General features: G+C 45.4%; 26 protein-coding genes and 1 pseudogene. 13 read left to right on the top strand and 14 right to left on the bottom strand.

All coding sequences use genetic code 11. The features are described 5' to 3' along the window. Positions 1-27: 27 nt before the first annotated feature. Together NDA03_RS23055 and NDA03_RS23050 are read right to left on the bottom strand one after the other, a co-directional pair. Complete coding sequence (locus NDA03_RS23055) at positions 28-549, bottom strand: DUF937 domain-containing protein (RefSeq protein ID WP_190535041.1); 522 nt, start codon at positions 547-549, stop codon at positions 28-30. A 66-nt stretch (positions 550-615) separates the two neighbouring features. After that, on the bottom strand, positions 616-2,415 hold the full coding sequence (locus tag NDA03_RS23050; protein WP_348239261.1) for an ATP-binding protein: 1,800 nt from the start codon (positions 2,413-2,415) through the stop codon (positions 616-618). Between the two features lie 220 nt (positions 2,416-2,635). On the opposite strand from NDA03_RS23050, the gene NDA03_RS23045 reads away from it, so the two are divergent. Continuing rightward, complete coding sequence (locus NDA03_RS23045) at positions 2,636-4,189, top strand: GTP-binding protein (protein ID WP_190535035.1); 1,554 nt, start codon at positions 2,636-2,638, stop codon at positions 4,187-4,189. Between the two features lie 201 nt (positions 4,190-4,390). Further along, entirely contained in the window at positions 4,391-4,519 is a 129-nt protein-coding gene (locus tag NDA03_RS23040; RefSeq protein WP_277877468.1) for a hypothetical protein, read from the top strand. A 423-nt stretch (positions 4,520-4,942) separates the two neighbouring features. On the opposite strand, the gene NDA03_RS23035 is transcribed toward NDA03_RS23040, so the two are convergent. The 4 genes from NDA03_RS23035 to NDA03_RS23020 all read right to left on the bottom strand — a co-directional run bounded on the left by NDA03_RS23035 (position 4,943) and on the right by NDA03_RS23020 (position 7,378). Continuing rightward, a complete protein-coding gene (locus tag NDA03_RS23035) occupies positions 4,943-5,500 on the bottom strand; it encodes a 2OG-Fe(II) oxygenase (protein WP_190431592.1) in 558 nt (185 codons plus the stop codon). 79 nt (positions 5,501-5,579) lie between these two features. Next, entirely contained in the window at positions 5,580-6,521 is a 942-nt protein-coding gene (locus tag NDA03_RS23030) for a putative 2-dehydropantoate 2-reductase (protein WP_348239260.1), read from the bottom strand. 6 nt (positions 6,522-6,527) lie between these two features. Continuing rightward, complete coding sequence (locus NDA03_RS23025) at positions 6,528-6,704, bottom strand: hypothetical protein (RefSeq protein WP_190673450.1); 177 nt, start codon at positions 6,702-6,704, stop codon at positions 6,528-6,530. A 35-nt stretch (positions 6,705-6,739) separates the two neighbouring features. Beyond that, positions 6,740-7,378: a hypothetical protein gene (locus tag NDA03_RS23020; RefSeq protein ID WP_348239259.1), complete on the bottom strand. Its 639-nt coding sequence runs from the start codon at positions 7,376-7,378 to the stop codon at positions 6,740-6,742. 131 nt (positions 7,379-7,509) lie between these two features. Between NDA03_RS23020 and NDA03_RS23015 the strand changes: the two genes are divergently transcribed. Then, a complete protein-coding gene (locus NDA03_RS23015; protein ID WP_190410503.1) occupies positions 7,510-8,490 on the top strand; it encodes an ABC transporter ATP-binding protein in 981 nt (326 codons plus the stop codon). A 174-nt stretch (positions 8,491-8,664) separates the two neighbouring features. After that, the gene (locus tag NDA03_RS23010) at positions 8,665-9,081 is read left to right on the top strand and encodes a fasciclin domain-containing protein (RefSeq protein ID WP_190410504.1); all 417 of its coding nucleotides are present in this window, start codon (positions 8,665-8,667) and stop codon (positions 9,079-9,081) included. A gap of 316 nt (positions 9,082-9,397) precedes the next feature. Here the strand turns inward: NDA03_RS23010 and NDA03_RS23005 are convergent, their stop codons facing one another. Continuing rightward, positions 9,398-10,858, bottom strand: a complete 1,461-nt coding sequence (locus NDA03_RS23005; protein WP_190410505.1) for a glycoside hydrolase family 13 protein — start codon at positions 10,856-10,858, stop codon at positions 9,398-9,400. A 772-nt stretch (positions 10,859-11,630) separates the two neighbouring features. Here NDA03_RS23005 and NDA03_RS23000 point away from each other — a divergent pair. Both NDA03_RS23000 and NDA03_RS22995 read left to right on the top strand, forming a co-directional pair. Beyond that, on the top strand, positions 11,631-11,804 hold the full coding sequence (locus NDA03_RS23000) for a hypothetical protein (RefSeq protein WP_348239258.1): 174 nt from the start codon (positions 11,631-11,633) through the stop codon (positions 11,802-11,804). A gap of 175 nt (positions 11,805-11,979) precedes the next feature. Next, positions 11,980-12,378: a response regulator transcription factor gene (locus NDA03_RS22995; protein WP_190410507.1), complete on the top strand. Its 399-nt coding sequence runs from the start codon at positions 11,980-11,982 to the stop codon at positions 12,376-12,378. Positions 12,379-12,453: 75 nt separating this feature from the next. On the opposite strand, the gene NDA03_RS22990 is transcribed toward NDA03_RS22995, so the two are convergent. Next, positions 12,454-12,636, bottom strand: a complete 183-nt coding sequence (locus NDA03_RS22990; protein ID WP_190410508.1) for a hypothetical protein — start codon at positions 12,634-12,636, stop codon at positions 12,454-12,456. Positions 12,637-12,678: 42 nt separating this feature from the next. Beyond that, positions 12,679-12,939: a hypothetical protein gene (locus NDA03_RS22985; protein ID WP_190428356.1), complete on the bottom strand. Its 261-nt coding sequence runs from the start codon at positions 12,937-12,939 to the stop codon at positions 12,679-12,681. A 300-nt stretch (positions 12,940-13,239) separates the two neighbouring features. On the opposite strand from NDA03_RS22985, the gene NDA03_RS22980 reads away from it, so the two are divergent. Then, positions 13,240-13,785 (top strand): DUF2854 domain-containing protein, encoded by a 546-nt coding sequence (locus NDA03_RS22980; protein WP_190410510.1) that lies wholly within the window; start codon positions 13,240-13,242, stop codon positions 13,783-13,785. A gap of 25 nt (positions 13,786-13,810) precedes the next feature. On the opposite strand, the gene NDA03_RS22975 is transcribed toward NDA03_RS22980, so the two are convergent. The 3 genes from NDA03_RS22975 to NDA03_RS22965 form a co-directional block, all read right to left on the bottom strand. Beyond that, a complete protein-coding gene (locus NDA03_RS22975; protein WP_190410511.1) occupies positions 13,811-14,068 on the bottom strand; it encodes a chlororespiratory reduction protein 7 in 258 nt (85 codons plus the stop codon). A gap of 276 nt (positions 14,069-14,344) precedes the next feature. Then, entirely contained in the window at positions 14,345-14,857 is a 513-nt protein-coding gene (locus tag NDA03_RS22970; RefSeq protein ID WP_348239257.1) for an Hsp20/alpha crystallin family protein, read from the bottom strand. 255 nt (positions 14,858-15,112) lie between these two features. Next, positions 15,113-15,646: an Hsp20/alpha crystallin family protein gene (locus tag NDA03_RS22965; RefSeq protein WP_190410513.1), complete on the bottom strand. Its 534-nt coding sequence runs from the start codon at positions 15,644-15,646 to the stop codon at positions 15,113-15,115. Between the two features lie 304 nt (positions 15,647-15,950). On the opposite strand from NDA03_RS22965, the gene psaC reads away from it, so the two are divergent. Continuing rightward, the gene (gene psaC, locus NDA03_RS22960; RefSeq protein WP_089128523.1) at positions 15,951-16,199 is read left to right on the top strand and encodes a photosystem I iron-sulfur center protein PsaC; all 249 of its coding nucleotides are present in this window, start codon (positions 15,951-15,953) and stop codon (positions 16,197-16,199) included. 183 nt (positions 16,200-16,382) lie between these two features. Beyond that, positions 16,383-18,536, top strand: coding sequence for a glutamine--fructose-6-phosphate transaminase (isomerizing) (glmS, locus tag NDA03_RS22955; protein ID WP_348239256.1), 2,154 nt, complete (start codon positions 16,383-16,385; stop codon positions 18,534-18,536). Between the two features lie 282 nt (positions 18,537-18,818). Here the strand turns inward: glmS and NDA03_RS22950 are convergent. Further along, positions 18,819-19,054: pseudogene (locus NDA03_RS22950) on the bottom strand (hypothetical protein); the annotation flags it as partial. Between the two features lie 69 nt (positions 19,055-19,123). On the opposite strand from NDA03_RS22950, the gene NDA03_RS22945 reads away from it, so the two are divergent. From NDA03_RS22945 to NDA03_RS22930, 4 genes are all read left to right on the top strand, one after another. Next, a complete protein-coding gene (locus tag NDA03_RS22945) occupies positions 19,124-19,558 on the top strand; it encodes a MerR family transcriptional regulator (protein WP_348239255.1) in 435 nt (144 codons plus the stop codon). 141 nt (positions 19,559-19,699) lie between these two features. Then, a complete protein-coding gene (locus NDA03_RS22940) occupies positions 19,700-21,742 on the top strand; it encodes an N-6 DNA methylase (protein WP_348239254.1) in 2,043 nt (680 codons plus the stop codon). Then, on the top strand, positions 21,739-23,037 hold the full coding sequence (locus tag NDA03_RS22935; protein ID WP_348239253.1) for a restriction endonuclease subunit S: 1,299 nt from the start codon (positions 21,739-21,741) through the stop codon (positions 23,035-23,037). The genes NDA03_RS22940 and NDA03_RS22935 overlap by 4 nt, the downstream gene beginning before the upstream one ends. A gap of 3 nt (positions 23,038-23,040) precedes the next feature. Next, positions 23,041-26,265 (top strand): DEAD/DEAH box helicase family protein, encoded by a 3,225-nt coding sequence (locus NDA03_RS22930; RefSeq protein WP_348239252.1) that lies wholly within the window; start codon positions 23,041-23,043, stop codon positions 26,263-26,265. 364 nt (positions 26,266-26,629) lie between these two features. Here the strand turns inward: NDA03_RS22930 and NDA03_RS22925 are convergent. Beyond that, a partial coding sequence (locus NDA03_RS22925; RefSeq protein ID WP_348239251.1) for a helix-turn-helix transcriptional regulator occupies positions 26,630-26,857 on the bottom strand: 228 nt, incomplete at its 5' end.

Genomic DNA, 26,857 nt, shown 5'->3' with positions numbered 1-26,857 from the left:
TGGGATACCCATTACCCATTCCCTGCTTTATCTACCCAGATGGCGAGCTGCTAACTGCATCGCATCAGCAATATCAACATCGCCATCGCGGTCGGCATCTAAGAAAGTATTCAGAACTGGATTCGACCCGTGCGGATTTTGAGCGCTGGAGCCAGTTTTTAGAAGATTTAACACCAGGGGAACGAGAATCGGCAACATCTGTTGAATCATCGCCGGATTCAAGCCGGTTCTTTGAGCAATGACTTGCACGATTTGCGGCACTTGAGAAAAACCAAAAAGCGCATCAACAGCTTGAGGATTGGGAGAAGTGCCGCCATATTGATTGACAAGGGCTTGCGCTTGTTGAGGGCCTTCGGTAGCTTGCTTCTGTTGTAGAGCAGAGCGCACGTAGTTACCTACAAGGGACATTGTAGATTGCACTGCTGACGGGTCGGCACCATAATTATTGCCTACCTGCTGCACCGTGCCAAAAATATTATCCATCTGTCCGGGAGTCGCTTCGCGATCTGGACTGTCTAAGGCATTGATAATTTGGTCAAAAAGCCCCATAACTCTTTCTACTCCGATAACTTGAACAAAATGTCTCACTTTTGGACTGTAGTTCGCCTCTAGCTATTAGCAGAGAATTTTTGTTGTTGATGTTGATGCGACACCGACTTGATGTTTGATCGGTAAAGCGATCGCTAACTCTGTCCCTTTACCAACTTCTGATTTGCAGCTAAAATTACCGCCATGTTTCTCTACGATAATCTGATGGCTGATTGATAGACCCAAGCCCGTACCAATGCCTCTCGGCTTCGTGGTAAAAAAGGCATCAAATATTTTCTCTTGATGTTCTGGTGAAATGCCAGAACCATTGTCAGCAATCCGCACCCCAACGGTATCCTTGTTTAGGCGTTCTGTAGAAATCACGATTTCTCCAGGCTCTTTTGCCTCTTCTAGAGCATCAATCGCATTGCTGAGTAAATTCATAAATACCTGATAAAGCAAGCCGGTGTAACCTTCGATGGCTGGGATATCGCCGTAGTTTTGAATAATATTGATATTATTTTTAATCCGATTGTTCAAAATCAGCAGGGTACTATCAATACAGGCGTGCAAATCTACAGAATTAGGTTGTGGTTCATCGAGGCGAGAAAAATCTTTTAAACTTAGAACAATTTGTCGAACTCGGTCAGAACCGACTTTCATCGATTGCAGAACTTTAGGCAGGTCTTGTTTAAGAAAATCGATATCGATTTCTTCGGCTTGAACTTGAATCGCTTTAGGAGGGTTGGTAATTTCAGCTTGGTAAGTTTCTAGTAATGCGAGAAGTTCTTTAACGTAGTCACCCGCATAAGCCAAGTTGCCATAGATGAAGTTGACCGGATTATTGATTTCATGGGCGACTCCGGCAAGCATTCGTCCCAAACTAGACATTTTCTCACTTTGGATTAACCGTAACTCGCTGTCTGCTTTTTGTTCTTGCAAAAGGTGCCCCACCTGTAGGATGAGCTGATTGAGGGAGGTTGCCAACATTCCCACTTCATCTTCAGTTGTAATCGGCACTTGCAAGCCAAAATTAGATTCTTGAGTTGCCCGCTGTGCTACATCAGTTGCAGCTTTCAGGGGACGGACGATGGCGCGAGAAGTGTAGATGGCTAAAAGGATAGCGATCGCAATTGACAATAAAATACTTGCAACAATAATTTTAAATCGGATTGTTTCCGCAGCAATCAAAGCCAGTTCTGTCTGCTTAACATCCTGGTAAGATCCCTGAATAACTCCAGTTAAGTCGTCTGAGAGACCATCAAAATTTAGCGCTACAGAACCATTCGTAAAATTTAAAAGTAGTTTTTGTGCTTCCTGAATTTTATCTGGCTTTAAATGAGACAGCTCAATTTGCTGTACTAATTCATCAACCTGATGAAAATAGATTTCTGGTACGTTTTCGTAAGTTTTTAGAAAACTGGGTATTCCATCAGCGTGTACATGAGCCGCTGCCTCGCGTTGATAAACGGCGCTGTTTGTATAAGATTTGATTTGAGACAATATCCGCTTAATTTCAGCAGTATGTTCCAGAAAATGAGAGTATTCGTCCCAAAACAATTCCGGATTTTCTGCTAGCGGAATCAATTGTTGTTGGTGCGTACGTGCCTGTAGTACGCCATTTTGCAAGCGATGGAGAAGGTTGAGTTCTTGGTTGCTATATTCATGCAACTTCGTAGCTCGTTGCTGATAGTAATCTCCAATCATAAATCCGGCAGCCGTTCCCAAAACGGCAATGCCTAGGGTTAGCCCATATCCATAACTAATTTTTTGGCTAACGCTGAAACGACCAGTGACCCGGCTGAGCCAGCCTGTGATACTGACTGGGTGAGGGAACGCACTGCCTAAGCGTATCTGAGGCTTCCTGACGTTTGGCTCAGAGATCATCGATCTATCCGGTGGGGGATAATTTTAAAAGCTAGTTTGTATTATAATTTACTGTTTTTTAAAATTACTCAGAAAGACGCTTTGTTTTAATTATCTAGCCGAGAAAAAATCACGGCAACAGGCTCTACTTTATTCGTGGAAGCATCTCTTGCCTGTTGCTGATAGCAGACAATGATAGGGAGATTAAGATTAGAAGCATCTCCTTACCACAATCCCGTTCATGCCCCTGTCGCGCTTATTAACGCTGATCGTTGGCCTCAGTGTAATTCTGGGGCTGATGCTGTGGCTGATTAATTCTCTCTATCGGCTGTATATTCAGATTTCTTTTACGGCACCTTTACTGGGAAATCTGCTGCTTTTGTTGCTGATTGTCCTACTGGGGGTGCTAATCGGTGGATTTATCTACTATGTGATGATTCTTCAGGGGACTGCAAAAGGTTCGCGGCAACGCCGCAGATTGCCGAAAGTCCCGGAAGCGAAGACAGAGGCGGCTTCAGAAACCCTCAAAGCAGTGCGGCAGCAAGTGGCACAGATTCAGGATGAGGTGTCGCGGCAGGCATTACTTGAGCGATCGCGCGAAATTGAAGCAAATTTGGCGCGTGGGGAACTGTTAGTCGTCGTATTTGGCACGGGTTCTGCTGGCAAGACTTCTCTGGTGAACGCCCTGATTGGGCGCATGGTAGGACGGGTAGACGCGCCAATGGGAACGACGGAGGTAGGGGAAACTTACGTTCTCAAGTTGAAAGGATTAAATCGGCAAATTTTGATTACCGATACCCCCGGAATTTTAGAAGCAGGGGTCGCGGGAACCCAGAGAGAACAACTGGCAAGGCAATTGGCAACTGAAGCAGATTTGTTGTTATTTGTCGTAGATAATGACTTGCGGCAGTCGGAGTATAACCCGTTGCGAACCTTGGCAGAGATTGGCAAGCGATCGCTGCTGATCCTCAACAAAACCGATCTTTATACAGACACCGATAAGGAAACAATTCTGGCACGTCTGCGGGAACGAGTGCGGGGATTTATCGCCACCGCCGATGTGGTTGCGATCGCTGCGAATCCCCAGCTAGCTGAATTGGAAAGTGGCGAAACCTTCCAACCTGAACCGGATGTGATGCCGTTAATTCGCCGCATGGCGGTGGTTCTCAGAGCCGAAGGGGAAGACCTAGTGGCTGACAACATCCTACTGCAATCTCAGAGACTGGGAGACGAAGCTCGACGCCTGCTGGATGCTCAGCGCAGACGCCAAGCGGAGAAGGTGGTAGAACGTTTTCAGTGGATTGGGGCGGGTGTCATCACCGTGACACCCCTACCAGTGGTGGATTTGCTAGCAACCGCCGCTGTAAATGCCCAAATGGTTGTAGAAATTGGCAGAATTTACGGTTGCGAGCTGAATATGGATCGAGGGCGCGAATTAGCGCTTTCTTTAGGGAAAACTCTTGCGAGTTTGGGAATTGTCCAAGGAGCAATTGAGTTGCTTTCTAGAGTCCTCCAACTGAGTGTCGCCGCCTATCCTATTGGTAAGGTGATTCAAGGCGTTACCGCCGCTTATTTGACTCGAATTGCTGGGAAGAGTTTTATTGAATACTTCCGTCACGATCAAGATTGGGGCGATGGCGGAATCACAGAAGTTGTGCAGCGACAGTTTCAGCTAAATCGCCGGGATGAGTTTATCAAGACATTTGTGCAAGAAGCGATCGCGCGAGTCGTCAAACCTTTAGCAGAAGCGAAAGAACCGCAAGAGGAACGCCAATCAGATCCGCCTCAACAATAGTAGCGTTTGCGAAGCGATATTCCTTCATTGGTAACACCCAGAAATATACCAGTTCTGGGTTACAGATTAAGGGTGCGCTTGCAAATTCTCTTGATCTACAAATAAATTTTATCTGCCAACCTGAAATTTATCCGGATATAGCAATTCTTGAGTTGATTAATAAGGTTAACAAGACAGCTTGCTTAACTTGGAGAAATTTCTATGGAATTAACGATTGCCGCAATTGCCTTCACCTGGATATTTTTCGCCTTTAGCGGAAGAACCTTATCCGACAAAAAAGGATCTGACAAAAAACCCGAATATATCGCCAAAATCTACAAAAATGACTAAAGAAAGAGAAGCTCACTTTTTCACTTTCTTTCATGGCTCATAAAATGACGATTTTTCAGATGCTCAACAAATTTTAAATTGCTGTTTTAAATTCATCGTCATAGCAATTGGAGACTGGGAACACAAAACTTCCCAATCTCCTTTTTTATTTCTTATCGTCCAAGCTAAACAATGCAAATTCTAAAAGCTTCCTACTGGGTGAATTAAAGATACGAGATATGCAGACTTTTTTTCAATTGTTTTTCTGAGGAAAACCCAGTACAGGGTTAGCAAAGACAATAACATAAAAAGTTACACATGGGGTATAAATAAATGGGGGAATAGCAGTTTTATCTTACAACTATTTACCAGAAGAATAAAGAATAATTAAATGAAATTGTGTAGAGCGATCGCCCTTTTTTAAAAGTCAACTTCCCCCGATTTTTATTGGCTCGCATACGTGTACATCACGTCTGAACGCAGTACATACTTTCGACCTTGGATTACGGGTGCGCCTTCATGTTTTATTTCGTGGATAAAGAACAGCGCCATACCGATTTGAGGAACTATAGAGACGTTGGGTGAAAAAAACAGAGTTTCGCCTCCCTCAAAGTCTTCGCTCAGATAAATCATAAAAGTTAAACGGCTATGGTCGCCGTTTGTTCGCCAATAACTACCATCGTGATGCGGTGCGAAGCGCTGACCCGGATCGTATCGGTAGAACCGCAAGCGCTCATTAAGTCCCATTGCACACCAGTTACCGATTCTGGGGACATAAGTTTCCACACGATGCCATAAATTTGCTGCAAGTTCTTCATCATCCAAAATCACCCGATCGTTATTTCGGATTGATGGAGCCATTATGTATTCATCCTGTCCTACGGTGAGACCAGCCGGAGTATAGCCTATGTTTTCGGTTAAGGCGATATACTCGGCACACTCTGCTTTTGATAGAACGTTGGGGACGGTAAAAATCGGATTTTCTAAAGGCGCTTTTTTCATGACTAATTATTATTTAAGGTTTTTTTTCAGGGTGTTAGGTATATTTAAGTCATGAAAAATCGGATGCCAAAAGAACATACTATTTGTGGCGATTTCTAGCATCCAAGAATTTTAGCTGCTGGTAAAGCATCGCAATTTTCGGCAAATCAACACCTGCTGCTTGTGCAGTTCGTAGGGGATTACCGAACATGGTTTCCACCTCTAGAGGACGCCCTTCGTCATAGTCGATTTTCATACTGGTGCGGTACGGCTTCATCTTTGCCGTGTGATCGAGCATCTTTTCGACAAAGCTATCAGGAATCCTCCGACCAACGGCAGATGCACCTGCCAGCACTTCACCCATCAACTGCTCAGCTAATAATCGAGTCTGAAGATCGCTCATCAGCTCATCTGTTGTAGCATCAAGAACAACAGAAAGCCCGTTGTATGGAATATTCCATACCAGTTTCTGCCAACGAGCAAACAGCAAGTCTTCAGCAAGTTGGATGGGAATGTCAGCACTTTCAAAGTCACCCGCAATCTGACGCATTCGCTCGGTAATCCCAGCGGGTTGATAATCGGGGGTATATTCGCCGAGTGTAATCGCTTTATAGTCTAGGTGGCGGATGTGTCCTGGCCCCACTTTATTAGAGCAGAGAAAGCACAAGCCTCCCATCACCCGTTCGGAACCCACAATTTTGGCGACTTTCTCTTCAACTCCTAGACCATTTTGCAGCACTAAGACAACGCCATCATCCTTAACCATAAATGGCAGCATTTCAGGTAGCAGGTGGTTTTGCGTCGTTTTCAGCGCCACAACTACCACATCGCAAGGTGGCATTTTGTTAGCGTCAGGGTAGGCGTTAACGTGGGGGAGGGTAAAATCGCCGTCTGGGGACTCAATGACTAAACCCTGTTGACAGACTTGTTCGTAATCGCTGTGCAACAGGAAGTGGACATTCAGCCCCGCTCGTTGTAGTTTAGCTCCGTAGTAGCCCCCCAGCGCTCCTGTTCCGAGGATGGCGTAACTCCGATTAGACATTGCTCTTTATAAAAGCTGAATCGCGGATATTTGGGCAACTTGCACGACTGGCGGCAATTGACTTGTGGGCGCGGGTATCATTTCACCCCGGAAGTCTAGTAACTGAACCAGCAGCAGATAGGCGATCGCTAGAATTATAGAAATTGCCCCAGTGATAATTGCAACTATTTTGGATCTATCCATTCGTTTCTCTTCTCTTGAAAGCTCCTAAATCCAGTCTAAGTTAATGGAAGTTCAGAACTGTATTTTCGCCAGATAGACTTTAAACCTGCTTCTCGCAGCATGGTTTTTGCTGTTTCTCGCCCGTAAATCTGCGTTAATAATCCCGGTAGCCAAGTTACATCAGCACTCTTACCTTGGCTATACCAGTATTTCCAATAATCTAGGAACCCATACACCTGGCGATCGAGGTCTGGTATTAGCCGACGAATTTCTTCCATAAACTCGTGCGTACCCGCCAGTAAACCGTGATGCTCGTGAGACATCATCACTCCCCATTTTCCTTGCGGCGAATAGAGGACATTCTCCGAAGTCAAAGCATGGTTAAACACTTTGTCATCGGCTGCTACGTAAGCTGAAATCTCAGAAAAAGGGATATACCAGTGATTGGGGCGTTCGTTTTGTTCTTTGTTACGCCATAGATTTGAGAGGTAACAACCAGTGTCTCCCACACTGGAAGCAGCCGCAACTACAGCATCTATGAGCGGCGGCTCTATGTGGTAGAAATACTCGTAGATTATCCTTCGCGCCGGGACATCTGGTGCAAAACGCTGGTTAAACGGGTCGTCGTTCAGAAAAACCAGACGCAGAGAGGATTCTGCCGATTCTCGAAACTCGGCTTCAGTTAAGATAAGCATCCGCCCAGTTTATCCCTAAGAAATAGAACAGATATAGGACTCATATCATCTATCATTCCAAACTGATACGAAAGTCCGCAAAATAGGGAATCAATAATATTGTAGAGAATGCGATCGCTTGCCGAACTAATATGAATTCTGTTGAAGATAAGTCAGGGGAACCGATTACCGTTTACCGTCAATCGGTAGTACAGACTTTTGAACTGCGAAAGGTTTATCGCACCGGATTTTGGCTAAATCAAAAAATTGAATCTCTCAAAAGCTGCACGCTGTCAGTGTTTGAGGGGGAAACGTTTGGGCTGCTAGGACCAAATGGGGCTGGGAAAACGACGCTGTTAAAGACGCTTTTGGGAATAGTACGCCCTACGGGTGGACGAGGGGTACTTCTGGGAAAACCTTTGGGCGATCGCGAAGTGAAACAACGCATCGGTTATTTACCAGAAAACGCCTATTTCTACGACTTTCTCACCGGCTGGGAGTTTTTGCAATTTACGGCTGGATTATTTCAAATCCCGAAATCGGTGCAACGTCAACGCATCCCCCAACTACTGGAATTAGTCGGATTGGCTCAATCTGCTGCCCGTAAAAAGCAGATGCGTCAGTATTCTAAAGGGATGCTGCAACGGGTAGGCATGGCTCAAGCGCTGATTAACGATCCAGAACTGGTATTTTTGGATGAGCCGATGTCGGGTCTTGACCCAATGGGGCGATACCAGATGCGAGAGATTATTTTATCGCTCAAAAAGCAGGGAAAAACTATTTTCTTTAATAGTCATGTTCTGGCGGAAGTGGAGCAGATATGCGATCGCGTCGCTATCCTCGCCCAAGGCGATCTGATTTGCGTCGGCTCCCTCGATGAACTTCTAGGTACCGCCGAATCCTACCATGTCAGAGGCAAAGGCGGGAACTTGGAGGTTCTCAAACGCTGGATACCCGATTTGGCATTTGAGCATAATGGTTGGCATGGACACTTACAAGGCGAACCCCAAGAGTTTCTGGCTAGTCTCCGGCTGATGGATGCCCATCTGGCAACAATGAACCTATCCCGTCCTTCTCTGGAAGACTTTTTTATTCAGCAGCTACAACAACGTGGCATTCGTTCCAGTAGTTGAGTTGTGTAAGGGGTTGAGGGATCTGATGCGTGGCTGCACGCTAGCGAAATGAAGTGAAATGGGTAGGGGTGCTAACCTATTAGCGATCGCGCCTTCAATACTTTTGAAGGATGCACTGCAAGTCTTCTAGCGAGTATCTCTAAACAGGACACTCACTTAAAATCATCAAAACGCATGGCTGACCTTTTAGAAACTGCCACTAATGAAGGATCTTTCAAAACTCTGGTTAATGCTCTTGAGGCTGCTGGTCTGTTTGAGATTCTCAAGAGTCCAGGACCCTATACTGTCTTTGCTCCAACCGACGAAGCATTTGCCAAAATTCCAGAGGATACACTGGCTTCTTGGATGGACAACATCCCCAAGCTGAAGCAAATTTTAATGTATCACGTCCTGTTTGGGGATGTTAGAACTGATAACTTCGTCGAGATAGATTCCGCTGAGACAGTTGAGGGCGGCATTCTGGGGATTGATAGCACCGACGACGGTTTTAAAGTGAATGATGCGAAGGTGCTAAAAACAGATATCCTTACCGATAACGGCGTCATCCATGTCATTGATTCAGTACTTACACCGACGATAATGTCTAAATAGGCACTAATTTCTGCTGCTAACTTCTGTCTTCAGACAGAATTTATTGACCAAAAACTGGGTAATGGTAAGACAAAAGCAAATTTGGAGTCAGTGCGATCTAAACGACATCGTAAAAATTTAAAATTCGATTTGCTGACATAAAAAAGGAGGCACCTTTGCAAAGGTGCCTCCTTTTGATTTGGGCGATCGCCAAGGAATGTGGATTAAATAATTGGTCAAATTCACATTCTGTAAGGGCATAGCACAAACAGGCCCCTACGCAGGCAATTAAAGGTTAATCAATCCACCCTTCTTGGCAAACATTCGCGAAATTTGTTTAACCCAGGATGCATCCACTACGCGCTGGCAAATGCAAGGACAGATGGTTGGATTCTCCCTCACCGCTCCATGACACCTCGGCAGTGCCATACAATTGCTGATTAGGCTTGGATTGTAGCCCCGTCACCTCAAAACTCACATGATCTGCTGGTGCCGTCCCCACGTTAATGGCAACAATCAGTTCCTCATCTCCCAATTTCCGAGCAAAGACGTAAACTGTTCCTTCCGCAAACAGAACGTGGTAAGAACCTGTACGCAAGGCAGGATATTGGTGACGCAGGGCGATGAGTTGCTTGTGATAATCTAGAACATCACGCTCCCAGTGAGCTTCCATCGGAAAACCCCGACGCGAATCCGGATCGAGTTTTCCCGGTAATCCCACTTCATCACCATAGTAGATGCTGGGCGCACCGGGATAAGTCAATAGCAGCAATGTTGCTAGTTGAACACTCTCCTTATCACCGCCTGCAATAGAAATCAGTCGCGCCGTATCGTGGCTAGCTAGCAAATTCAACTGAGTCAGTTGAATATCCCACGGATAAAAATCCAACAATTGCTGGATTTTTTCGGCATACTCTGGTGCAAAGAGGGGCGGGTAGGGATGGTAAGAGCGATCTTTCACTTGCTCAATGTCTACCCGATCGCCTGCGGCAAAAGCAATCGTCGGCGCAGCAAATAAATAGTTCATTACCCCGTCAAACTGAGTCCCATCCAGCCACTCGCGGGAATCTCCCCAGACTTCGCCCACGATGTAGGCTTCCGGGTTAATGGCTTTTACGCGATCGCGAAATTCCTGCCAAAATCCTTGAGCCTTAATCTCAAACGGCACATCCAAGCGCCAGCCATCGATGCCGAATTTAATCCAATATTCGGCAATCTCCATAATATATTCCCGCACTTCCGGATTTTCATGGTTGAACACTGGCAGCGCCCGATTTCCGTCCCAGCCCTCATAATTCGCCGGAAAATCGCCGTTATACGCCGATAAAGGCCAGCCTTCAATCTTGAACCAATCCACCCAAGGCGAATGGGGGCCATTTTCCAGAACATCGTGGAAAAAGAAAAAGCCCCGACTAGAGTGATTAAACACCCCATCCAGTACAACTTTAATATCCCGTTCGTGGGCAGCTTCCAGCAACTCCCGAAAAGCGCCATTCCCCCCCAACATCGGATCGACTTGGTAATAGTCGTGGGTGTGATAGCGGTGATTGCTAGCCGATTGAAAAATGGGGGTAAAGTAAATCGCATTAATCCCTACATCCTGCAAGTAATCCAGCTGTTCCATCACCCCCCACAAATCACCGCCCTTGTACCCTTGAAGCGTCGGTATTTCGTGCCAATCTTCCCATCGGGTATCCTTCAAAAGCCGCTTGTGAGAATGCTTCGTTTTAGCAAAGCGATCCGGAAAAATCTGGTAAAAAACTGCGTGTTTAACCCAATCTGGCGTCTGTATCTGCATAAACTCCTTCCTAGCCCTTCACCGCTAAGGTACAGCCCCTGGCAGCTTTTCGCTTCTCACCTCTGGAAGATAATCCTTAGTTACAGAATGCCCAACAGCGAAATCCAACTTTATCTTTTTGTACTCTTTAGGCATCAGATATTTCTGCCTAAATTTTAATATGCGTTACTAAAATACAAAATTCCTGTTTGATTTTAAGCAGATTTTAGTTTTACCAAGTCTCTATTCAACCTTAAAAAGCCAACATCTCATTAAATCAGCAGTGGAGTTGAAATAATAGAAATTACAGGAAATAATATCGGTGGGGACATAGTTAGTAGGGATGAAAGACATAAAACAAGGTAGATAAGGTCACGAGTGGTGGCGATTTTACAGGTGCTAGCATTGTGGACAATGTTATCGTTCAGGTAACAAATACTATTCCGCAACTCCAGGAAATTAATACTGCTGATAGCAATAATTTGGAGAAGATTTTGGCAGAATTGTAACAATCAATTAAAACTGATTCCACCCTTTCTAACAATGCCAAGAAAGATGTTTTGGACGCTGTGGGAACTATAGAATAAGAGGCGAACAAGCCACCGGAAGACGGGGGCTTAACTTTGCTCGATGGCTGTGAATGTCCTTAAGGGTGTTGCTAGTGCTGTTACGGATGCCAGTAAACTAGCTGAAGTCCTCAAAACTTATCTGCCAACTCTTACAGGAATTCTAAGCATTTAGACTATTTTGAAGTTCCTGTCAGTTTTGAATTCTTAAATCAGAAACTTCAAAGATGCGATCGCACTCCCCACCGAATCAAGAGCGCGATCGCTCTTTCAGTCTATCCCTCTGGGTGGAGAGGACAGCCCGAAACAGTCTTGGTATCCTTGGAAGTGAATGGCTGAAACGCAAGAGCGATCGCGCTAGAAAGACAAAAGCGAAACGAGCGGCTGTTCAATTGGTTTAAACATATAAAAACTAAACTTCCAGATTTCTTTATAAATATTTAAACTTTAGAAAATTATCTACTTTAGTTTGGAGGTAAAATGAGTATTTCTTGCAGCAGTTCGCTCGGATGGTAGAGGGACTTTTGTATCCTATGCCCCTAAACTAGAACCGTCAGATGATATAGTTATCCTCTTATGTTGTCCTGTCAGCACCCCCTTCTTCGTGTTCTTGTTGTTGATGACCACGAGCTAACTCGTTTTAGCCTGAAATTAGCATTCCAGAGTCAGGCAAACATCGAGTTAGTTGGATTGGCTAGTAACGGTCAAGAAGCCGTTGAGATGGTCGAGCGTCACCACCCTGATGTGATTATTCTCGATCTACAAATGCCAGTATTAGACGGTTTGAGCGCATCTACCCAGATCAAGCACATCGATCCGCACGCTCAGATTATTGCCTATTCCTCAGTCGAAGACCCGCAGATTGAGGTGATGAGCCAAACCGCCAGAATTGATGCTTTTTGTAAAAAAGACACCGCTACTCAAGAGCTGATTGCTCTAGTCAAGCAGCTAGGGCAGCGGGCAGTCAGTCATTAGAAAGGGGCGCAATTAGTGATTGGCGTCCTTGCCGTAGCCTCTTGGCTAGAGTTCAGCTCGGCAAGGCGTTAGTTTCTAGTTGGCATCTGCCTCTGGGAAGGTGCGCCGAAATTCATCAATCAGGTCATCAATTTCTTCGAGTGCCTGATTAACATCAATTCGTAGAGTTCCCAGGTTTGGTTCCTCCAGGAGCCTTACCAGCGACTCACGCTTGAGTTCAATCTGGCTAATCCATTGCTTGAGTGTTTGTGGGTCCATTGTTTGCTTCCTCTGTCGATTATTTATTTACAATAATTAATCCTAGCGAAGGAAAGGAGGACGTTTCGGATCGGTAGGCTTATTTTTAATCACTTCAGAAATAAACCGCTTCAGCGCCTTCTCCCGATTTTTCATAAAAGCCGACCAAAATCCTGGTTGAAACTCATCCATTGTTTTGGCTAAAGCCCAAACATCTACAGCCAAGATGTTATAAAGCGTTTCATCTTCCTGCTTCAGCGTTTTGAGTTGATCCAGGATGGCTTTACTCTTTTTTGTAGCCCCGGAATTGTCTTCTTGAATCATTTTATTATCTCAGTTATGAATTGATGGCGGCGGACAACAGCGACTTATTTTGATAATAGGGGTTCCTTTTGTAAACGCCCTGAGTTATGAATTACCGTTGGTTGATGGGCTACTTTACAGACTCTGCACTCATTCGTCAAGGGCTATCAAATTAGGGAGACTTCTTCAGCTTCGTGCTTCTCAATCGCGACCCAAAGCAAAGCACGTAGTTTTAACAAAAATCCCACCCATACTAGAGATGTTACCCAGTGCCAAGGATAATAAAGCTGAAGAGATTGTCAATTGGGTATCCTAATTAAAATGTTACGTCAAACTTCTTTGGGAACGTTGGGTTTAAGTGTCGGTGGCGTTTTATTTCTGGCGGGACTGGTTGCTTACGTTACCGACAACCCGACGCTGAATCTAGCCGGATTCTTCTATGGGGTTCCTCTGTTGCTGGGAGGGCTTGCCCTCAAAGCCTCAGAACTTACGCCCGTACCATTCACCAAACCGACTTCCAAGGACATACTGGCACTCCGAGAACAGCAAGCCACTGCAACTCAAAATCAAATTCGTCTAGATGTCACCCGCTATCGCTACGGTCAAGATGCTCATCTCGATAGCTCTTTGAGCAGCTTGGGGCTGAGTCCAACCGATGAAGAAAGACCTGTGCTAACAGGATTACACGAAACTGCGATCGATGGGGCTTACGCTTTGGTGTTGGAATTTGAGTCGCCGCTCTTCCCTCTAGAGGTTTGGCAACAGAAGCGGGAGAAAATAGAAGGGTTTTTTGGCCCTGGTGTGCGCGTAACCGTGACTCAACCAGCTGAACAACGTGTTGATGTAGCGCTAATTGCTACACCCTAAACGTAGGGGCGGAGGAACTCCGCTCTTATTTTTCTAAACGCACGACATACCACTGTAAAAATTGTCCTGGCCCCATATCTAATTCGCAGGACGTTTCTAGCAGGTATTCAGCTTGAGCTTCTACTGAAGGAAATTTTTGCAAATCTGGCGGTAGGTTGTCTTGACGAGTTGCCAAAATTGCCTTCAGTTTTTCTAACATTTCTGCGGGAGTGAGGAATTGCTCTGGTTGGTTGGGTTCCAGAACAACGAAGGCATCTTGTCGATACATCAAGGAATCTGGCATTTTGAGTTTTTTCCCAAAGAAGGCATCTTGCACAAGTGTATCGTCCTTGACGATAGCTAAAAAGATGACATTGTCCAATTAGGAGATGGTTTTTTCTAGAGGCAACTTACTGAGGGATTGTCTCTAAAATAAATAGTTTTTCAAGGTGCAACGCCAAAAAAATAGCCGCTGAGTGGAGGGTAGGATTCTACTGAAGACCACTCAGCGGTTAAATAACTAAATTAGGCTATTGTTTCTTACCCAGGCTCAAGACCCTTCAGGAAGGCAAGGGCAAGATTAGTTCACGTTGGCGTGGTTGGCTTCAGGAGTTGACTGACTGGTCAATTCTGGAGTCGTAGTGGTGCTTCCTAAATTGAGTTTGACGACGGTACGCCGCGCTTCCGTGACTTTCGGCAGGGTTAATGTCAGGATGCCATTCTGGAAGTCAGCCTTGGCTTGGTCATTCTGAATCGGCACTGGTAGAGGAATCACGCGCTGGAAGCTACCATAGCGGAACTCGGAGCGGAAGAAGCCTTTTTCTTCATTCTTCTTCTCAAAGCGATGTTCGCCGCTAATGGCGATCGCTTCACGAGTGATTTGGACATCAATGTCCTTACCTTCTACGCCTGGAATTTCAGCCCGCAGGATCAGATGGTCTTCAGTGTCTTGGAGTTCAATGGCAGGCTTCCAAGTTGTGCTGTACTGGCGAGAAGCTACGCGATCGCTTCCGGCAAGTTCATCAAACATTTGATCCATTTGACGACGTAGAGTTTCCATTTCTTGGAAGGGTTGCCAACGAATCAGTGCCATAAAACAGTTACCTCCAATTTGCAGTGACTAAATGCTTGAATTGAAATTTGTTCAATGGGATGAAGCTTTTAGTTCCCACGTTTTTATAATGTCAAAACAGTCTGGTTACGTCAGTGAGGAAAACCGAATTGCCTTTTGGGGATTTTCCCGACTTCTGGAAGAAGGCGAAAAAATAACCGCCTTGCTGATGCTCAGCGGTTGAGTGGTTAGACTAAGAAGTTTTCGCGGCTACGGATTAACCGAAAATTATCTGGATTAATCCCAGACGCTAGCCGGTTCAGCACTCTCAGTTGCTTCGGGCTTCTTCGTGTCAGCAACGGGTGCGTCGGTGACTTCTGGAGCCGCACTGGTGCTATCTGCTAGATTGAGCTTGACCACGCGATCGCGAACTGACGTTACTTTGGGCAGCGTCAGCATCAGGACACCATCCTTAAATTCAGACTGGACGCGATCGTTGTGAATCGCAACAGGCAGAGAAATTACTCGCTGAAAGTTTCCGTAGCGGAACTCAGAACGGACGTAACCGCCTTCTTGTTCTTTCTTTTCGTAGCGGCGTTCGCCTGTAATCACAACCGCTTCACGAGAAATGCGGATATCAAGGTCTTTGGCTTCGATGCCAGGAATTTGTGCCCGCAGGATTAGGCTGTCCTCTGTATCTTGCAGCTCAATCGCAGGCTTCCAGGTGATTGGAGCATCCCGATTAACGCTTGCCAGTTCGTCAAACATTCGATCCATTTGACGGCGCAGGGTTGCCATTTCTTGAAAAGGTTGCCAACGAATCAGTGTCATAGTCGATTCCCAAGGGTTAAAACTTCTCTGTGTCGAACGCTGGAATTGAATTTTGTTCAACTGAGTTAAGCCTTTCGTTCACACTTCTTTATGATGTCGAAGGCACCCCAGCTTTGCCGGTGAGGCAAACCGCCTTGAGACAGAGGGATTTCCCCGCCTTTGTCGGAAAGTCGCAATTAGGGGCAATCTATTACAGAGTTTGAAGTTCTGTGGCCTTTTGCAGAGGCGTCTATGCGCCTGCGGTAAACTAAGCCTTGATTCTAGTGTCATTAGTAGAGAACACTCAGAAAGGAGCCGTTTTTCGATGTCTCATACCGTTAAAATCTATGACACCTGCATTGGATGCACCCAATGCGTTCGCGCTTGCCCAACGGACGTCCTAGAGATGGTTCCCTGGGATGGCTGTAAAGCCCAACAGATTGCCTCATCTCCTCGGACTGAAGATTGTGTAGGTTGCAAGCGGTGCGAAACTGCCTGTCCTACCGACTTTTTGAGCATCCGAGTTTATTTGAGCAATGCTGAAACGACTCGCAGCATGGGCTTGGCATACTAACAAGCTGGCTTGAAAACACTTTTTATCATTCCGATTCCAAGGCATTGAGGGGGCAAATTGCTCCCTCTTTTTTGCGGAATCAGAGCGCGATCGCCCGTAACCAATACAATGTTGTTGACCTTGACGTTCCTGGGATAGCCCAGTAGCTTTTAAGATTAAGTGTGAACAGGAGTGTTGTGATATATGTGCGGAATCGTTGGCTATATTGGCACTCAAGCGGCGACAGAAATTTTGCTGGCAGGCTTGGAAAAACTGGAGTATCGGGGCTACGATTCTGCCGGTATCGCCACAGTCTTGGAAGGTGATATCCATTGCGTGCGGGCAAAGGGCAAACTCTACAACCTGCGCGAAAAGCTACAACGAGAAGTTAATCCGGCGACGATTGGCATTGGACACACCCGTTGGGCGACTCACGGCAAGCCAGAAGAATACAACGCCCATCCCCACACAGATACGGCGAAGCGAATCGCGGTAGTCCAAAACGGGATTATTGAAAATTATCGGGAATTGCGAGAAGAACTCAAAGCCAAAGGACACGAGTTTCGCTCAGATACCGATACCGAGGTGATTCCCCACTTAATCGCCGAACTAATGGCACAGCAAGCGCAGCAAGCGGCGGCGACAGCTCAACCGTTTCCGTTTTTAGAGGCGGTGCGGCAGGCGGTGACGAAAACGGGGACGGATACGGAGTTAATCCCCCAGTTAATCGCCGAACTAATGGCACAGCAAGTACATAACTCGGCTTCTACACCTCAACAGTTTCCGTTTTTAGAGGCAGTGCGGCAAGCAGTGACGAAGGCGGGGACAGACACGGAGGCAATCCCGCAATTGATGGCTGAAGTGATGACACAGCAGGTACAGAACTCAGCGGTGACAAGTCAGCATTCTTCCTTTTTAGAAGCGGTACGGCAGGCGGTGAATAAACTGGAGGGAGCGTTTGCGATCGCAGTTGTCTGTGCCGACTATCCCGATGAATTGATTGTGGCACGGCAACAAGCTCCCCTCACCATTGGTTTCGGTCAAGGAGAGTTTTTCTGCGCCTCTGATACCCCGGCGCTGGTTCCCCACACTCGTGCCGTCCTGACCCTGGAAAATGGTGAATTGGCAAGAATGACCCCGATTGGCGTTGAGGTGTACAATTTCGCAGGCGATAGGCTGAAGAAAAGTCCCCGGACGTTGAGTTGGAATCCCGTACAGGTGGAAAAACAGGGATTCAAACACTTTATGCTCAAGGAAATTTATGAGCAACCGGGGGTGGTTCGCGCTTGTTTAGAAGCTTACCTAAACGCAGATTGGACCGCCGACTCTCGTCAATCTCCGATTAAACTGAATTTACCAGCGTCACTGTACGAGAATTTAGAACACGTTCAGATTCTTGCCTGCGGTACCAGTTGGCACGCCGGACTGGTGGGTAAATACCTGCTGGAACAGTTAGCGGGAATTCCCACTATCGTGCAGTATGCCTCTGAGTTTCGCTATGCACCCGCGCCTCTCACTGCCAATACGCTGACCATTGGCGTAACCCAATCTGGAGAAACAGCGGATACGCTGGCAGCTTTGGCAATGGAATCCCAGCGTCGTGCCAGTCAGCCGCCCCAGTTTCAGACGCGATTGCTGGGGATTACCAATCGTCCAGAAAGCACTTTGGGGACGATGGTGCCCCAGATTATCGAAACCCATGCCGGAATTGAAATTGGAGTGGCGGCGACGAAAACTTTTGTTGCCCAGCTGATGGCATTTTACTGTTTGGCGCTGGATTTAGCTTATCGGCGTCAAACGGTATCGGCAATCCGGTTAGAGCAAATTTTAATTGGCTTGCGGCAGTTGCCAGCCCAGATTGAACTGATTTTAGAAAGTCAGGAGCGGTATATTGAACATCTGACTCACGATTTTGCCGAAACAAAAGATTTTATCTTTTTAGGACGGGGGATTAATTTCCCGATTGCCTTGGAAGGGGCGCTGAAATTGAAAGAAATCAGCTATATCCATGCCGAAGGTTATCCCGCGGGAGAGATGAAACACGGCCCGATTGCATTGTTAGATGCGAAAGTGCCCGTAGTAGCGATCGCCATGCCGGGGACTGTCTACGAAAAAGTCCTCTCGAATGCCCAGGAAGCGAAGGCGCGGGATTCCCGCTTAATTGGTGTGACGCCGATGAACGACCCAGAGGCAGCGGAAACATTTGATGATTTGTTGCCCGTTCCTGCTGTGGAAGAGTTGCTTTCTCCGATCCTCACAGTAATTCCGTTGCAACTGTTGGCTTATCACATTGCGGCGCTTCGCGGTTTAGATGTAGACCAGCCTCGGAATTTGGCAAAATCGGTAACAGTTGAATAAGCTGTTATAACGTTTCTTATTCTTTGTAAAAGGAGAATAGTTAGCTGAACTGGAGAATAATTAGTTGAACTGGAGAATAATTAGCTGAACTGAGCTGAAGCTTCATCACAACCGTTTGCTTCAAGAGAAGAAAGGCGATCACTTAAACCAGCATTCATAAATGTATTCAACAACGGCAATTCCACTTGGGCGTTGCTGAATGCAGGTATGAAGTGATCGCTGGAACCTCGAAGGCTCGTTCTAAATTTTGGGGAATCATACCCGTATTCAGCGACGCCTTCCACTTGTATAGAACTGTGCAGGTTGATTAGTGAATCGGGGGTCAGTTTTGAGGGGTTGGCACAATTGTTTGACTATTCCAGCCGGAAGACTGCCCTTGTTTCGCCAATCAGAATGTTAAGCCATTTGCGCCAGTAATTTGTTAATTAAGGGCGTGTTCAGGTCTGCCATCAGTTTCCAAAGAGGATGGCGAGTTTATTCACTTGCAAACAAACACACTGAACGGTTATCTGGCTCATACTTTTTAAACAATAGTGTTTAATACAGACATAAATGTATTATTAACTGCCTTCTGTAAAATCAGAGGTATGTCAGAAAGATTCTTTAGCAGTAAGGAAGCAGCTGAGATTACAGGCTGTAGTTTACGCCAGTTGCAATATTGGCGGGAAAGGGGAGTTGTTGTACCTCCGATTAGTGCCACTGGAACAGGACGGAGTATTTATTACTCTCGTTCTGAGTTAGCTGAGTTGGCAGTGATGCAATACTGGCTATCGGTGGGGTTGAGTTTTGAGGTTGCGGCTAGGGCGTTGCAGGCTTTGAAGCATAAAGCGCCGGAATTTTCCGATCCAGTGGTGCAGAAGCGATTTATGCTGGTCTGGGATAAAAAGGAAAAAGATTTCCGATTAAAGGAATTTGAAAAGAAAGATGCGATCGCATCCATAGATCGAGGTCATGCCGTGATTCCGGTGTGGTTGGACTGCATTCATCAGCAGTTGCAGGAGAAACTTAGAGACTTTAAGTAGGGGATAAGTTAAGAGCTTGTTGTTAATGGGGTGTAATTACTGTTAACAAAGCGCTTGGCGTTGTGTTTTGCTGGTTATTAATTGCTATCCCTGTTGCCAAAATAAGCTCACTCTAATATTGAGTGTAAAAAAATCCTTTGTATGATACCTAATATCCTTCAATACGAATCAAAAATCTGGGCAACGGCTGACCTGCTGCGGGGCTGTGGCATCAAGGAATCTGAATGGCCGTCATTTATGATGCCGTTTTTTGCCCTAGTGATGATTGAAAGCCGCTTGGTGAGGATGTTTGACGAACTGAAGGCGGAAATTGGGGAAGAGGCCTGGGCGGATATTTCTCAAGACGAGTTGATCGAGCTAATTCAGGACAAGGGGCAGGGCTATAACGCCTATATCTTTGAGAAGAACCAAACGCTGAAGGACATCTGCCAGAACGATAAATCCTTTGATATTGACTTTGAGGGATACCTGCACGGCTTTGACGGGGAAACCAAAGACCTGCTGGGCGTGGATACTACGCAGGGCGAGAAGTTTCTCGATATTAAAGGTGTAATTGCCAAGATCAAGGCAAAAAAGGTGCTGTTGGGCTATACGAAGGAGTGGAGCGGCATTGACCTCAAACCCTTTGATAACTCGGCAATCACAACCCTAGAAGAACACATTAAGCGCCGTTGGGCTGATATTTCAGCAGAGACGGCGGGGGAACAGTACACGCCAGATGACGTGATCGCGCTGATTGCTGAGATTATTGCCTCTAAGATTGAGGATTCCGATCGCCTGCTGAAAATCTACGACTGCACCTGTGGCGGCGGCAACCTGCTATTTGGGGTGGAAGACCGGATTAAAGTTAAGGTCAAGCGGCTGACCCAAACTTTTGGGCAGGACTGGAATGATGCGCTTTACGCTCTAGCTAAGATCGAGAGTCGGTTTAGGGTCGATTCTAAGATCGAGCATGGCAACACGCTGACAGATGACAAGTTCTACAACGATGAGTTTGATGTGGTGACGGCTAACCCGCCCTATGGGGTGAGTTGGAAGGGATACGAGAAGGATCTCAGAAACGACAAAACCCAGCGGTTTAAGTATCTGCCGTCGATTTCGGATGGTCAGTTGCTGTTTATGCAGCATTTGATCTCAAAGCTGAACGCCAACGGTATGGGGGTTGTGGTTCACAATGGCTCGACGCTGTTTAGTGGCGATGCAGGGTCAGCCGAGAGCAATATTCGCAAGTGGATGCTGGATTCAGACATTGTGGAAGCGGTGATCCAGTTGCCGACGGATGAGTTCTTTAACACAGGCATTTACACCTATCTCTGGGTACTAAATAAGAATAAAAAACGTCGGGATCAGGTGATGTTAATTAATGCTAGTGAGAAGTTTAAGCCGCTGAAAAAGAATAAGGGGTCGAAGCGAAAAGAGGTGGATGAAGCCAGCCGCTTAGAAATTGTGGAAACCCTGACGAACTTTGTAGACAACGACTATGCACGGGTGTTTGACAAGGAGTTTTTCTATTTCAACAAGCAGGCGATCATGCTCACGAATGTAGATGAGCAGGGCAGAACCTTTGCAAGTCATCTCAAGGAAGATCAAACCAGCCTGAAATTGAAGCCAGTGAAGCTGGAAAACGGAGAGCGAACGCTTACGGAATTTACGATTACGAAGTACGATTTGGAACGGTTTAGCTCATTGCTAGAGGTATATGAGCAAGACATTAAGCCATTTGTAGATTCGCTGGACTACAAAGAGCAGCCGTTGGTAGTGATGACCAAAGAAGCAATGTATAGCTTTGATGCCGATCAGGAAACGCTGATTAAAGAGGCATTGGGTCAGAAGGAAGCGTTGGGCTGCGGCAGGATCGTGGTGAAAGCTGCGTTGAAAAAGGCAACGAAAACCCAGCCAGAACGAATTGAAATCACAGTAGAGTTAACGCCCAATTATCAGAAGGATTATGAGATCATTCCATTTCATCGGAATGAGGCAGCAAACCGGGCAGCTATTGAAGCCTTTATGGCGAAGTACATCACGAAGCCGTTTGAGTATTTAGAGAATGTGGTGGGAGTAGAAATTAATTTTAATAAGGTGTTTTATAAACCTGAAAAATTGCGGGACGTTGGAGATATTTTGAAGGAAATCCGGTTCCTTGATGAGGAGTTGAAGAGGCTTGAAGAGGAGTTAGCGTTATGAAGATTGAACGTCATAAAGCTTATAAAACTACTGAGATTGAGTGGTTAAATGAAGTGCCTGAGCATTGGAGTTTATTTAGAATCAAAAATCTAACAAAAACAAAATCAGGAACTACTCCTCAAAGTGGATTGAGTCAGTATTATGACAATGGAACTCATTTTTGGGTTCGCACCACAGATCTAAACAACAATAAATTGTACTCTTCAGAATTTAAGGTTACATATCTTGCACGCGAACACTATAACTTGATTTCTATTCCTATCAGAAGTATTTTGTTGGCGATGTATGGAGGAATGGGAACGATTGGTAAGAATGCAATTCTTCAAGAAGAAGTAACCATCAATCAGTCTGTTTGTGCCATCTTTCCAAATGACAAAAGATTCGTCTCAGAATACCTGTGGTACTACATACAATATTTCAGACCTCATTGGGAGATTTTTGCTGATAGTGCGAGGAAAGATCCCAACATCAACCAAGAAGCAATCAAAAGGTTATGGGTTACTCTCCCCCCGATTCTTGAGCAAGAATCGATCGCCCACTACCTCGACACAAAAACCACACAGATCGATCGCAAAATTGACCTCCTCACCCAAAAAGCAACTCTATACAGCAACCTCAAACAATCCCTCATCAACGAAACCGTAACACGCGGGCTTGATAAATCTGTACCGATGAAAGATAGCGGCATCGAGTGGATAGGTGAAATTCCTGAACATTGGCAAACTAGAAGAATTAACAGTATAGCAGTTCAATCAAAGAGAAAGAACACCGGACTTGTTGAAAAGAACCTACTTTCCTTAAGTTATGGGAAGATCAAAAGAAGAGATATTGATACTAGCTTTGGCTTACTACCTGAATCTTTTGAAACCTATCAAATTGTTGAAGCTGGAAATATCATTCTTAGATTGACTGACTTGCAAAATGATCAAAGAAGTTTACGAGTTGGATTAGCTAAAGAACGAGGAATTATAACTTCAGCATATTTGTGTTTAGAATTTTTGAGAAATATTCATCCAAATTTCGCCTATTACCTCCTCTTTGTCTATGACATTTCCAAAGTCTTTTACTGGTTTGGTGGTGGACTTCGACAATCAATGAAATTCGATGATGTCAAAATTTTTCCTTTTATACTTCCCCTACCCTCTGAGCAAAAAGTGATCGTTGATTATCTCGATACCAAAACTGCCCACATTGACCGAATTATTCAAACCATCAATACCCAAATCGAGAAGCTTAAAGAACTCCGTAAAACTCTCATTAATGATGTCGTCACAGGCAAAATAAAGGTAGTCTGACCTATGAGTGAAACACACCTACAAGATAAATTTCTCGTCCCATTTTTTCGGGAGGAGTTAGGCTACCAGGAAGTCAAAGCGAACACCGTTACGAACTCCCTCATTATTGAAGAAGACCTACAAGCCTTTATCTCTACAACTGACCTTAATCAAAAATCTTACGAGACACTGCTCAAGAAATATGGCGGCAACGCCCAACAACTGCTGGCATATCTGATCGCCCTGATTCAAGAGCGTATCGCTAGCAGTCGTAACATGGCACTCTTCATCAACGCCAATAAATCCGTTACTCTGCAAGGCATTAAGCTCCACCTGTTCTACACCGACGACAGCGTAATTCACGACAGCAGCCTCTTTGCCCAAAATATTTTTTCCGTTGTTCAAGAACTGCCCTACAAATACCAGTATCAGGGCAAACAAATCTTTTCCTTCCGTCCAGACCTGTGCTTCTTCGTCAATGGCATCTACTTCGGCTACAGCGAACTAAAATCTAACCTTAGCAACCAGACCGCCCGTAAAAATGGGCGTGGCAAAGTCATCAAAGACTACTTTGAAGCCGTCAAAGTCTATGCCGAAACGTTTGATAAAAACGCTCAACTTAGCGACAAAGAGAAAGACTCCTACCGCAAAGACTTCCTCAAAATCTTTGAAAAAGCCGTTCACATCACCAGCACCGATATCGGCGAAACTTACGTCATTCGCACGATCTCTGACTTTTTTGACGAAATCCTCACCACTTGCCGCGAAGGAAAATTCGATCGCGAAGAATACGAAAAACGAGCCGTCAAGGTCTTCAAACCCTACCCGCTGCTTAACCCCGACGCAGACAAGAAAAACAAACTCAAAGAACTCTTCACCGCCCACTACGGCAAAAGCTTCATTGAAAAGGAAATCCTCTACTACAACTTCATCGAGCGCGATGTCTATGTCGTCAATGGCAAAAAGGAACTCAAAAACGAGCTAGGGCACCTGATTTCACCTCGCCCCAAGCAAAAATTTGGCACCGATGAAATCCTCGCTAAAATCGACGAGTTTTTAGCGCATGAAACCGAAGACGACTACTTCATTCACCAGCTAGAACAGCAGCTAGCTCATGTTTCCACCGCCAGACGCGCCCAACTGATTGAGAAGCGCAAAGCCTACGCTAACAACAAAAATGTCTATTCCCTGCTGCTGCAATACGCCGCTGGCTTCGGTAAATCCAACATCATCGGCTGGACAGCCCTGCAACTCAAAGACCTGCGCCGCAATGGTCAATATGTCTACGACAAAATCATGATCGTGGTCGATCGCCTGCAACTCCGCAGCCAGATCGACTCCAAAATGCTCAATATGAACATCGACAATAAGATGTTCATTGAGGCACACAACAAAAAGACCTTCCAGGAAGCCCTCAAATCTGACACTCGCCTGGTTATTGTCAACCTGCAAAAGTTTGGTGCTGTGCGAGAAATGCTCGATGCGGATACGCTACAAAAACTCGCTCAACTCCGCATTGTCTTTTTAATCGACGAGATTCACCGTTCCAACAGCGGCGACCAGCACGATGAAATGGTCAACATCTTTGACGAACTGCAAACCCCCTTCGACGAACAAAGGCAGTACAACCTGCTCCGGACTAAGAAAAACCTGATTGTGGGCTTCACCGCCACCCCCGATGACCACACCCTCGCCCGCTTTGGGGAGTTCAGTGGCTATGCCGAAAGCGAAAAGCTCTGGGTTCCTTTCGACTCCTACAGCATGAAAGAAGCCATTGAAGATGGCTTTATTCTCAACCCCCTCAAAAATATTGTCCCCGTCGCCTCCAAGATGCTGTTTGACCTACCCAGCAACGAACTAGAGGGCTTTGAGGCACCCAACTATAAAGACGCTGACAAAAAAGACATCTACGAAAACCGAGAACGGATCGATGCTATTGCCAAATATGTTGCCGATCTGCTGGTAAAAGATGTCTATCGGCAAATCCGGGGCACAGGCAAAGCCATGCTAGCGGTGTATTCGATTAAAGCAGCGATCGCCTACAAACAGGCTGTAACCCAACATTTCAACGAACTGGTAAAACAGCCCAAATACGCCAAATATGCCGACGCTCCCATTCATGTTGTCTATTCTAGTAACCAAGACGAACAAAGCGCCACAGGGTTAAACGATGGACTCACCGAAGAAAAAGTCTTAGAAAACTTTGCCCTAAAGAAAAATAGCTTAATCATCGTCGTCGCCAAACTACAAACCGGATTTGACGAGAAAAAACTGCATACCCTATTTTTAGATAAAGAAATTAAAGGCATTGCCGCGATTCAGGCCATCTCACGAGTAAACCGCACTGCCAAAAATAAAAATGACTGTAAAATTGTTGATTTTTCCTATAACAATGTCAACGTGCAAAACATCAAAGATGCCTTCGAGCATTTTTCTGATGTCGTCGTTAGTGACTTCGATCCTCACAGTGACAAACGAGTTTTAGAGATTCTGTTTACAGAGCTTAAAAAATCTGATGTTTACGAACAATTCTTTGATGTCTTTCTCGTAGTTTTCAACAATAACGCAAAACACAATGATCCGGAAAGCTATCTCGACTTAGAAAGCAGCATCGAAAAGTATATTGATGCCAACCCCAAGCGCACTGCCGACACCAAAGCCAAAGCCGCCCAGTATTTCACCATCCTCAACCGCATTGAGTATGTGATTAGTCTGGACGAGAAGTACAGCGAACCTAGCTTGTTAGCATTCCTGCGTCTGTTCAATACCATCTATAACAGACTGCACCGTATTGATGATATTAAAGACGCGATCGAAGTCTATTTTGATAATCAAATCGGCATCATTGAAGTCGAAACAAAAGAGCCAGAACTAAAGAAAAAGAAACTGACTAAAGTTGCTGAAGGGAAAGAACCTAGCAGTACAGTGTATCAATTTGATATTCTTGCTATCCTAGATGCGCGTAATGAACAAGAAAGCTTGAAAGGGGAACGTATTCAAGAATTTGAATCAAAAATTAGCGATTTATTTGAGTCTGTGCGGAATTCTGAGGAGGGAAAGCGTTTGATTATCAAAATCAAATCAAATGTTCCAGAAGATGAAATATATGAAGAGTTTGCCAAAATATATCGCAAGTATAAAGTGTTAAATCGGAAGCAAGTTGGAGATTATTTTTTCAAAGAAATGGAAGACCTGGTTAATAAACTTTGTGATGATTTTGAAGTGACAGTACGGAATGTTGACCAGTAGCAGGAGGCATAACAATCCTGTAGATGAGACAGAGTGAGCAACCTTTATGCTTCGTTTTAAGGCTTCTGTCATTAATGATGCTTGCCATTACTCAAAAACTCACACTGAAAAATTTTTTTGATACCTTCCCATCTCAACAAACGACAAAAAACACTGATGACACCATCCATCAGCCCACAACGCTGGAACCTTAAACCTTGCTCCGCAGTTAGGACATTCCGATAGCAAACTTATTTTGTGGCGATCGCTCACGCCTCAGCTATCGCCTGCTCACTTTGCGTCTTTTTAAACTGCCACTTGATTCTATGGCAAAGGGAAGCGTAACCAGCCCAACCGTTGGTGTTTTGGTCGTAATCAGCAAATTTTAGGCATCGTTTTCCGGTTCGCTTTTGACCTCAATACCGTAATTAACAAAGAGACCAGAAACAGAAATTTCCAAAGCTGCCACTAGCTTGACGACATTTTTTAATGAAGGGTTTCGCTCTCCGCTTTCGATACCTGAGATGTAGTTACGATGAAGCCCTGACCTTTCAGCCAGTTCTTCTTGGGATAAATCTAGTTCTCGCCTTCGCCGCCTAATCGCTTTGCCAAA

This window comes from Trichocoleus sp. Lan, assembly GCF_039961855.1.
In the GTDB taxonomy this organism is placed as follows: domain Bacteria; phylum Cyanobacteriota; class Cyanobacteriia; order Cyanobacteriales; family FACHB-T130; genus FACHB-T130.
This window is presented reverse-complemented; position numbering and strand designations above follow the sequence as displayed.

Bases quoted from the DNA above. Each gene is read 5' to 3' on its own strand.
- NDA03_RS23055 (WP_190535041.1), bottom strand. From the start codon at position 549: ATGGGGCTTTTTGACCAAATTATCAATGCCTTAGACAGTCCAGATCGC.
- NDA03_RS23050 (WP_348239261.1), bottom strand. From the start codon at position 2,415: ATGATCTCTGAGCCAAACGTCAGGAAGCCTCAGATACGCTTAGGCAGT.
- NDA03_RS23045 (WP_190535035.1), top strand. From the start codon at position 2,636: ATGCCCCTGTCGCGCTTATTAACGCTGATCGTTGGCCTCAGTGTAATT.
- NDA03_RS23040 (WP_277877468.1), top strand. From the start codon at position 4,391: ATGGAATTAACGATTGCCGCAATTGCCTTCACCTGGATATTTTTCGCC.
- NDA03_RS23035 (WP_190431592.1), bottom strand. From the start codon at position 5,500: ATGAAAAAAGCGCCTTTAGAAAATCCGATTTTTACCGTCCCCAACGTT.
- NDA03_RS23030 (WP_348239260.1), bottom strand. From the start codon at position 6,521: ATGTCTAATCGGAGTTACGCCATCCTCGGAACAGGAGCGCTGGGGGGC.
- NDA03_RS23025 (WP_190673450.1), bottom strand. From the start codon at position 6,704: ATGGATAGATCCAAAATAGTTGCAATTATCACTGGGGCAATTTCTATA.
- NDA03_RS23020 (WP_348239259.1), bottom strand. From the start codon at position 7,378: ATGCTTATCTTAACTGAAGCCGAGTTTCGAGAATCGGCAGAATCCTCT.
- NDA03_RS23015 (WP_190410503.1), top strand. From the start codon at position 7,510: ATGAATTCTGTTGAAGATAAGTCAGGGGAACCGATTACCGTTTACCGT.
- NDA03_RS23010 (WP_190410504.1), top strand. From the start codon at position 8,665: ATGGCTGACCTTTTAGAAACTGCCACTAATGAAGGATCTTTCAAAACT.
- NDA03_RS23005 (WP_190410505.1), bottom strand. From the start codon at position 10,858: ATGCAGATACAGACGCCAGATTGGGTTAAACACGCAGTTTTTTACCAG.
- NDA03_RS23000 (WP_348239258.1), top strand. From the start codon at position 11,631: ATGCGATCGCACTCCCCACCGAATCAAGAGCGCGATCGCTCTTTCAGT.
- NDA03_RS22995 (WP_190410507.1), top strand. From the start codon at position 11,980: ATGTTGTCCTGTCAGCACCCCCTTCTTCGTGTTCTTGTTGTTGATGAC.
- NDA03_RS22990 (WP_190410508.1), bottom strand. From the start codon at position 12,636: ATGGACCCACAAACACTCAAGCAATGGATTAGCCAGATTGAACTCAAG.
- NDA03_RS22985 (WP_190428356.1), bottom strand. From the start codon at position 12,939: ATGATTCAAGAAGACAATTCCGGGGCTACAAAAAAGAGTAAAGCCATC.
- NDA03_RS22980 (WP_190410510.1), top strand. From the start codon at position 13,240: ATGTTACGTCAAACTTCTTTGGGAACGTTGGGTTTAAGTGTCGGTGGC.
- NDA03_RS22975 (WP_190410511.1), bottom strand. From the start codon at position 14,068: ATGCCAGATTCCTTGATGTATCGACAAGATGCCTTCGTTGTTCTGGAA.
- NDA03_RS22970 (WP_348239257.1), bottom strand. From the start codon at position 14,857: ATGGCACTGATTCGTTGGCAACCCTTCCAAGAAATGGAAACTCTACGT.
- NDA03_RS22965 (WP_190410513.1), bottom strand. From the start codon at position 15,646: ATGACACTGATTCGTTGGCAACCTTTTCAAGAAATGGCAACCCTGCGC.
- psaC (WP_089128523.1), top strand. From the start codon at position 15,951: ATGTCTCATACCGTTAAAATCTATGACACCTGCATTGGATGCACCCAA.
- glmS (WP_348239256.1), top strand. From the start codon at position 16,383: ATGTGCGGAATCGTTGGCTATATTGGCACTCAAGCGGCGACAGAAATT.
- NDA03_RS22945 (WP_348239255.1), top strand. From the start codon at position 19,124: ATGTCAGAAAGATTCTTTAGCAGTAAGGAAGCAGCTGAGATTACAGGC.
- NDA03_RS22940 (WP_348239254.1), top strand. From the start codon at position 19,700: ATGATACCTAATATCCTTCAATACGAATCAAAAATCTGGGCAACGGCT.
- NDA03_RS22935 (WP_348239253.1), top strand. From the start codon at position 21,739: ATGAAGATTGAACGTCATAAAGCTTATAAAACTACTGAGATTGAGTGG.
- NDA03_RS22930 (WP_348239252.1), top strand. From the start codon at position 23,041: ATGAGTGAAACACACCTACAAGATAAATTTCTCGTCCCATTTTTTCGG.